Annotated in this window: 7 protein-coding genes; 3 read left to right on the forward strand and 4 right to left on the reverse strand. The window is 73.7% G+C overall.

All coding sequences use genetic code 11. The features are described 5' to 3' along the window. Positions 1-31: 31 nt before the first annotated feature. From V1L54_RS28565 to V1L54_RS28580, 4 genes are all read right to left on the reverse strand, one after another. A complete protein-coding gene (locus V1L54_RS28565) occupies positions 32-1,651 on the reverse strand; it encodes an alpha/beta hydrolase (protein ID WP_330121062.1) in 1,620 nt (539 codons plus the stop codon). A 34-nt stretch (positions 1,652-1,685) separates the two neighbouring features. Beyond that, complete coding sequence (locus V1L54_RS28570) at positions 1,686-2,006, reverse strand: hypothetical protein (protein ID WP_330121063.1); 321 nt, start codon at positions 2,004-2,006, stop codon at positions 1,686-1,688. 138 nt (positions 2,007-2,144) lie between these two features. Beyond that, positions 2,145-2,480, reverse strand: coding sequence for a Rossmann-fold NAD(P)-binding domain-containing protein (locus V1L54_RS28575; protein WP_330121064.1), 336 nt, complete (start codon positions 2,478-2,480; stop codon positions 2,145-2,147). A gap of 144 nt (positions 2,481-2,624) precedes the next feature. Then, the gene (locus V1L54_RS28580; protein WP_330121065.1) at positions 2,625-3,464 is read right to left on the reverse strand and encodes an SDR family NAD(P)-dependent oxidoreductase; all 840 of its coding nucleotides are present in this window, start codon (positions 3,462-3,464) and stop codon (positions 2,625-2,627) included. A 209-nt stretch (positions 3,465-3,673) separates the two neighbouring features. On the opposite strand from V1L54_RS28580, the gene V1L54_RS28585 reads away from it, so the two are divergent. The 3 genes from V1L54_RS28585 to V1L54_RS28595 all read left to right on the forward strand — a co-directional run bounded on the left by V1L54_RS28585 (position 3,674) and on the right by V1L54_RS28595 (position 7,540). Beyond that, positions 3,674-4,546 carry a helix-turn-helix transcriptional regulator gene (locus V1L54_RS28585; RefSeq protein WP_330121066.1) on the forward strand — a complete coding sequence of 291 codons (873 nt, stop codon included), beginning with the start codon at positions 3,674-3,676 and terminating at the stop codon, positions 4,544-4,546. Positions 4,547-4,691: 145 nt separating this feature from the next. Next, on the forward strand, positions 4,692-6,764 hold the full coding sequence (locus V1L54_RS28590; protein ID WP_330121067.1) for a sensor histidine kinase: 2,073 nt from the start codon (positions 4,692-4,694) through the stop codon (positions 6,762-6,764). Positions 6,765-6,868: 104 nt separating this feature from the next. Then, the gene (locus V1L54_RS28595) at positions 6,869-7,540 is read left to right on the forward strand and encodes a response regulator (protein WP_330121070.1); all 672 of its coding nucleotides are present in this window, start codon (positions 6,869-6,871) and stop codon (positions 7,538-7,540) included. The last annotated feature ends 102 nt before the right edge of the window (positions 7,541-7,642 follow it).

Genomic DNA, 7,642 nt, shown 5'->3' on the forward strand with positions numbered 1-7,642 from the left:
GGACCGCGTCCGGTGCGGGGCACTGTCCCCGTCAGGAGCAGACGGTGCCGTTCTTCGGGACCGTCCCGTCGAGCAGGTACTTGTCGACCAGCGCGGTCAGGCAGTCGTTGACGCCGTAGGTGCCGTGCCCCTCCCCCTCGACGGTGAGGTGGACACCGACTCCCTCACCCAGTTCGTCCGCCATCCTCCTGGCACCCTCGTAGGGGGTGGCGGGGTCGCCGGTGTTGCCGATGACGAGGACCGGGTTCGCGCCGTCGGCCGTCACCTCGGCGTCGGACGCGTGGCCGGCCACGGGCCAGTCGGTGCACTGGAGCAGTCCCCAGGCCATCCAGTCGCCGAACACGGGAGAGGCCCCGCGGAGTTCGGGAAGATGCCGGCGCACGTCCTCGGCGGTGAAGCGGTCCTGGTAGTCGGCGCAGTTCACCGCCGTGTTGGCGGCGTTGATGTTGGAGTACCCGGTGTCGTCGATGCGCTCGCTGAAGGCGTCGGCGAGCACCAGCAGCGTGGTGCCGTTCCCCTTCTCGGCCTCGGCCAGTGCCCCGCCGAGCAGCATCCAGCCCTCCTCGCTGTAGAGGGCGGCGGCGATGCCGTCGAAGGCGAGGCTCTGGGTGAGGGTGCGGCCGAACTCCGTGGGCAGGGGTTTGCTGTCCAGGCTCCTGAGCAGCGCGACGATCTCCTTCTCGCCCTGCGCCGGGTCCTCGTCCTCGAAGAAGCACTCGTCCTGCTCCGCGCAGTCCTCGAGGAAGCTCCGCAGCGCGCCCTGGAATCCCTTCGTCTGGCCGTGTACCGCCGCCAGGTAGTCCTCGGTGGGGTCGACCACGGCGTCGAAGACCATGCGGCCGGTGTTCTCCGGGAAGAGGTGCGCGTAGACGCCGCCGAGCTGCGTGCCGTAGGAGATGCCGAAGTAGTTCAGTTTCTCCTCCCCCAGGACGTGGCGCAGCAGGTCGAGATCACGAGCGGCCTGCCGGGTGCCGACGTGGTCCAGCACCGCGCCCGAGTTCTTCTCGCAGGACCGGGCGTACGCGCGCACCCCGAGGGTGCGGGCCTTCTCCTCCGTGGCGTCGTCCGGAGTCGAGTCCGAGGCCAGCCAGGCGTCCGTTGCCTTCCTGTCCAGGCACTTCACACCGGCGCTGTTCCCGACGCCGCGCGGGTCGAAGCTGACCAGGTCGTAGCGCTTGTGCAGCTTCAGGTAGTCGTCGGCGGCCAGGAGGGGCAGCGTCGACACCCCGGAACCACCGGGGCCGCCGAAGTTGAAGACCAGGGAGCCGAGGTGCTTGTCGCCGGAGCCCGGCGCGGCCTTCGCCCGGATCAGGGCGATGTCGATCGTCTCGCCGTCGGGGTCCGCGTAGTCGAGGGGCGCCTTCAGGGTGCCGCACTCCCACTTCGTCCCGTCCGGCAGGGCCTCGGGCTTGTCGCCGCCGCCCTGGGCGGTGGACGGGGCGGGGCACGCGCTCCAGTCCGGCCGCTGTTCGGCGAGGGCGGTGGGAATCCCGGACATCGCGGGTTTCGCGGTCGTTCCGGCGGCGTCGGCGCCGGGGTCGCAGGCCGTGACCGTGGCGGCTGTCAGTACGGCCAGCACGGCGAGCGGGGCCAGGAGGGTGGTGCCCCGGTTCCGGAACGAGTGGCGGTGCGGAGACATGGTCCTGCCCATCTGAGGTCGGTGACGGTGGAGGAGAGGGGGACGCTCAGGCGTCGATGTCCTGGTCGTGGCAGGGCTGTCGGCCGGTGCGTGCGGTGTCCCTGACGGACCTGAACTTCCGGAGGGCCGACGCGACGAGCGCGGCGAACAGGAGGCTCGCGCTGACCATGAAGATCCACTCCGCCCACGCGCCGTCATCGTCCCCGGCCGAGTCCACCGCCGGGAACAGCTCCCTGCCCACGGGGTAGAAGGCGGCGCACAGGATGACGACGAGCCAGAACGGCAGCCTCTCCAGCGGCTTGGCCCACACGGTGACGGCAAGGCTCAGGAAGGCGACCAGGGCGGTGACAACAGCGGTTCTGTCCATGCGCCGATCGTCCCGCCGCGGGACCCGCCGGGGCGTCGGCCACCGGGAGGAACGCCGCCTAGGCCGCGGGACATAGCCGGTGGGGGAGGAACGGCGTCCGGCCCCTCCTCCCCCATCCCCACCGTGGCGGAGCGGACCTCAGATGGCCTGGGCGGTGGGCATGACGGTGATCTCGGTGAGGTTGACGTGGCGCGGGGCGGCGGCCATGAAGGCGACGGTCTCCGCGATGTCGTCGGACCGCAGGCAGTCGATGTCGCGGAGGAGGCCGGCCATCAGTGCGGAGGCGTCGGGGTCGGTGACGTGGTCGGGCAGTTCGGTGTCGACCATGCCGGGCTCGACGGTGGCCACGCGGACCATCTTGGGGCCGAGTTCGGCCAGGCGCCGGGCGGTGACGGCACCCATGCCGCTGGAGGCGCCGGAGACGACGGCGACACGGCCGGTCAGAGGGGTGCCGGTGAGCAGGGCAGCAGACATCACACAACCTCGATCTGTTCAGGGGGGTACTCGAATACGGGGGGTGCCGGGCCGGCGCGGCGTCCGGCCCGGCAGGCAACCGGGCGGGCGGACCCGGCCGGGCCGGACCGGGCCGCCTGAGGGCCGCGGGTGCCCCGAGCGGTGTCAGGCGGCGTCGTCGTGGGCGGTGGCGGCGGACTTCTCGCGCCACGGGGCGAGGTCGTCCCGCACCTGCCGGTACTTGACCTCCAGCCGCTCCAGGGTGTCGCGCCCGAGGTAGAGGTGCGTGGGCAGCTTCTCGCCAGAGGTGACCTCGACGATGAGGGCGGCGCCCTTGACGGGGTCGCCGAGCTGGGTGTGGTTGGCCTGGCCGGCCCAGTCCACCGTCACATGGGCGGGGGTGTCGTCGTAGTCGGGGATGCGGTTCGCGGCGACCGACAGGGAGCTGGCGTCGAGGAAGTCGGTGCGGAAGACGCCCGGCTCGACGACCATCGACTGGATGCCGAACGGGGCCAGCTCGGCCGACAGCGCCTCACTGATGCCGGCTACGGCGAACTTGGACGCCGAGTACAGGCTGACGCCGGGCTCGCCCTCGAAGCCGGAGCGGGAACCGATGTGCACCAGCCTGCCGGAGCCCTGCTTCCGCATGACGGGCAGCACGGCGCGGGTGACGTTGACCAGACCGAAGACGTTCAGGTCGAACAGCGACCGGGCCTCCGCGTCGGTGATCTCCTCCAGCGCGCCGAGCAGGCCGCGGCCGGCGTTGTTCACCAGGACGTCGATGCCGCCGAACCGCTCCACGGCGGCGTCGACCGCGCGCGGGATGCCGTCGTTGTCCGTGACGTCCAGGGCGACCGGCAGGACCCTGTCGGATTTCCTCAGATCGTCCGGGACGCGTTCCGGGTCTCGCGCGGCGACCACGACGTCGTTGCCGTCGGCCAGGGCGGCGCGGGCGATCTCCGCGCCGAGTCCGCGGGAGGCGCCGGTGATGAACCACGTAGCCATGGGAGAACCTCTTTCGTCGTTTCCCCTCTCCGGGGATCTCCTGTTGACGTTTTCGAGCCTGCCCGGCGGCCGCGGCGCGATGAAGGCCGCGCTTTCCCTGGGAGTCCCACTCCTAGGAAGGCGGGACGGCCGGGCGGGCAGCCGTGCGACGCGGAGGAGACGTCAGATCGGAGGGTTCCGGCCCGGTTGCCGGAGGAACCTGTAGTCCTATGAGCAACGGGACGCCTTTGGGCGATTTCCTCAGGGCCCGCCGGGAGGCCCTGCAACCGCACGATGTCGGTCTGCCCGAGCACAGACGGCGCAGGGTGCCGGGCCTGCGCCGGGAGGAAGTCGCGATGCTGGCCGGAGTCAGCGCCGACTACTACACCAGGCTGGAGCAGGGCCGCGAGAGCAGCCCGTCCCCGCAGGTCCTCGACGCCGTGGCGCAGGCGCTGAGACTGGACGCGGAGGCCACCGACCATCTCAACCGCCTCTGCCGCACCGCCCCGCCCCGTCCGCGCGGCCGGGGCGGGACGGACGTCAGTCCGCAGCTGGCTCGGCTGATGGACGGCTGGGAACACACTCCGGCCTTCGTCCTCGGCCCGGCCCTCGACGTCCTGGCGGGCAACTCCCTCGCCACGGCCCTCCACAGCGGGTTCGAGCGGTTCGACAACCTCGCCCGCATGGTGTTCGCCGATCCGGCGGGGCGCGAGTTCTACCAGGAGTGGGAGCGGGCCGCGCACTCCTGTGTCGCCGAGCTCCGGGCCGCCTACGGCCACGACCCCGAATCGGCCCGAATCGCCGAGGTCGTGGCGGCACTGTCCGCCCGGAGCGAGGAGTTCGCCCGGCTCTGGCGGCTGCACGAGGTCAGGAGCAAGTCCCAGGAGGGCAAGCACCTCAGGCACCCCCGGGTCGGGGACCTGCACATCGAGTTCACGGCTTTCACCGTCAACGGGGCTCCGCACCAGCAACTGGTGGTCTACCAGGCCGAACCGGCCAGTCCGACGGCGGCCGCCTTCGAGACGCTGCGGGCCGTGGCCGCCCGGCCGGAACCGGTCCGGGAGGCCGTGCCCGCGGCGGAACCCGCCGTCAGCGGACAGTGACGGCGCAGGCGGGCACATGCTCACCTGCGCCCGGTGGCGACCGGTCCCGCCTTACCCGGGGACGGTGCCGCCTTGGTCGCCGCGCCCGTGAGGGTCGGGGCTGCGCCGGGCGCGGGCCCGTTCGCCCGGGCCTACACTCGTGCCGGTGAGAGGGACTCGAGGCCTGCTTCTGCCCGGCCTGTTCGCGGTGGCGCAGCCGGCGCTGTGGTTCGCCGACGCACGGGCGCTGGAGGAGCCTCCGGGTGTCACGGCGTGGATCACGGCCTTCGCCGCCACGGCGTTCACCGTGTTCGCGCTCGCCCGGCGGAACCGGGCGCCGCTCGCCGCCCTCGGCGTGATCCTCGCGGCGTCCGTGCTCGCGCGGCTTCTGGTGCCGCCCGACACGCTGAGCCTGGTGACAGGGCCGGCGGTCCTGGTGGGGCTCTTCTCCGTCGCCGTGCTGCGCGACTGGCGCACCGGCCTGGGCGCGACCGCCGTCGCCGCCGCCGTCCAGCTCCTGCCGACGGCCGTGCGGTACGGCTCCGGCTCCGGCGGCGCTCTCGTCTCCGACTGGCTCATCACCACCGGCCTCTACCTGCTGGCGGCCGCGCTCGGCGCCGGCCGCCGGCACTGGCTGCGGGAGCGGCGGGTGACGGAGGAGCGGCTGGACCGTGCCGAGCGGGAGCGGGGGCAGGCCGCCGACAGCGAACGGGACCGGCTGGCGAACGAGTTGCACGACATCAGCGCGCACCACCTCACCTCCGTCGTGGTGTCCGTCGAGGCCGCCCGCCGGCTCGGTGGCAGCAGGCCCGAACTGGCCGCGGAGGCACTTGAGTTCGCGAGCCGCACCGCACGGGAGACGCAGTCCGCGCTGCGGCGTCTGGTGGCGGTCATGCAACTGGACGACGTACCGGCCCCGCGGTCGATGACCACCTCGATCGAGTCCCTGATCGCGGGCTTCGGCAGGCTGGGCCGCCCCGTCTCCGTCTCCCTGCCCGACGACCTCTCCGGTCCCGTGGCCGAGGCGGCCCACGGCATCATCCGGGAGGCCCTGACCAACGCCCTGCGCTACGCGCCGGGCGCCCCGGTCGGCGTCCGGGCGGAACGGGCCGGGGACGGCGCCCTGCACCTGACCGTCGACAACGGCAGGCCGCCCGGTGGCACCGGCGGCGACCGGCTGGGGATCGGCTCCGGCCGCGGTGTGGCGGGGATGCGGCGGCGCGCCGACGCCCTCGGCGGGGAGCTGTCCGCCGGGCCCCGCCCCGACGGGGGCTGGCGCGTGCGGGCCGTGCTCCCCGACTCCCCGTCCGCGCGGCGGCCGGCCGCGGGGCGGCGGCGCGACTTCACCCGTGAGCAGCGGATCGCGGACGCGGCGGTCTTCGGCTCGGTCACCGTGGCGTCGTGGAGCTTCGCCCTGACGCAGACGGGGGAGGCCGGTCACGGGGCCCTGACCCACCTGCTCCTGGCGCTGCTGCTGGCCGTCCACGCGCTGCCGCTGCTGTGGCGCCGGCGCGCCCCCTGGCTCACCCTCGCGGCGGTCGGGGCCACCGCCCTGCCGTGGCCGGTGCTGCTCCACGGCGGTGTGCTGCCGCCGACCGCCGCGGACTGCCTGCTGGGCGGCGGGCTCGCCGAACTGGCCGCCGTCTACGGGGTCGCGGCCTACGGGCGTGTCCTGAGACCCGCGACCGCGTCCGCCGACCGGTACGGCCGGCCCCCGGCGGCGCAGCCGGCGTATCCGCCCGGCCTCCGGCTGACGTACCTGTCGGTTCCCGCCGCGGTCCTCTCGTTCGGTCTCCCGATGACGGCCGCCTTCGCCGCCGACGGGTCGCTGCTCGGGGATCCGGCCGGTGACCTCGTCAACGTGGTGTTCGTCCTCTACCTGGTGGTGGTGTTCCTCGGCCTGGGGTTCACGGCCGTGTGGCTGGCGGGCTGGTCGATGCACATGCGCCGCAGGCGGGAGCTGCGCCGTGCGGACGCGGCGCTCACGGCCCTGCTGGCGAGCACCAGGGCCCTGGTCCACGGCGAGCGGCAGCGGGTCGCGGGCGGCCTGCGGGAGACGGTGCTACGGCAGACCGACCGGGTGATCTCCTCGGCGGAGGCGGGCAGTCTGGACGAGGTCGCCACCGCCACGAGGGCGACGCTGGCCGCCATGCGCCGGCTGCTCGGGAGCCTGGACGCCGACAGGGCCCCGGCGGCGGCGCCCCGGGAGGCCGCCGTGCGGAGCGCCACCCGCGCGTAGCCGGCGGGGGCACGGGGTGCGGGGGACGACCGCGTTCCGGCCGCCCGTGGGAGGATGCGACGCAGCTACCGGGCCCCGTCGTGGGCGAGGAGAGGAGAGGTGCCATCAGCATCCGGGTGCTGGTCGTGGACGACCAGGCGGTCGTCCGCGCGGGTTTCGTGGCGATCCTGGCGGCCGAGGCCGACATGACCGTGGTCGGCGAGGCAGCGGACGGGGACGCGGCCGTGGCGCTGGCGGCCGAACTCACGCCCGACCTGGTGCTGATGGACATCCGGATGCCCGGCATGGACGGGCTGACGGCCACCCGGCTGATCACGCGGCACAGCAGCCGTACCAGGGTGCTGGTGCTCACCACGTTCGATCTCGACGCCTACGTCTACGAGGCGCTGCGCGCCGGAGCCTCCGGTTATCTGCTGAAGGACTCCGAGCCGGAGGACCTGCTGCACGCGATACGGGTCGTCGCCTCCGGCGACGGTGTCCTCGCACCCGCGGTGACGGGACGTCTGATAGCGGCCTTCGCGCAGGGAGCCCCGGTCCCGGCGGAGACCACCGAGGCCCTGGGCAGCCTCACCCGCCGCGAACACGAGGTGCTGACCCTGGTCGCCACGGGTCTGACCAACGCGGAGATCGGCGCGCGTCTGGAGCTGGCCGTGGGCACGGTGAAGATCCATGTGAGCGCGGTGCTCAACAAGCTCGGTCTGCGGGACCGTGTGCAGGCGACCATCTTCGCCTACGAGAGCGGACTGATCCGTCCGTCGGGGCTGTCGGCCCCCTGAGCGGCCCGTCCGTGCCGCCGGGCCGGTCCCGGCGGCACGGGCGGGCCGGGGGCGGGGGGGGGGGGGGGGGGGGCGGGCGGGGGGGGGGGGGGGGGGGGGGGG

It is taken from the genome of Streptomyces rubellus (genome assembly GCF_036323805.1).
GTDB lineage: Bacteria > Actinomycetota > Actinomycetes > Streptomycetales > Streptomycetaceae > Streptomyces.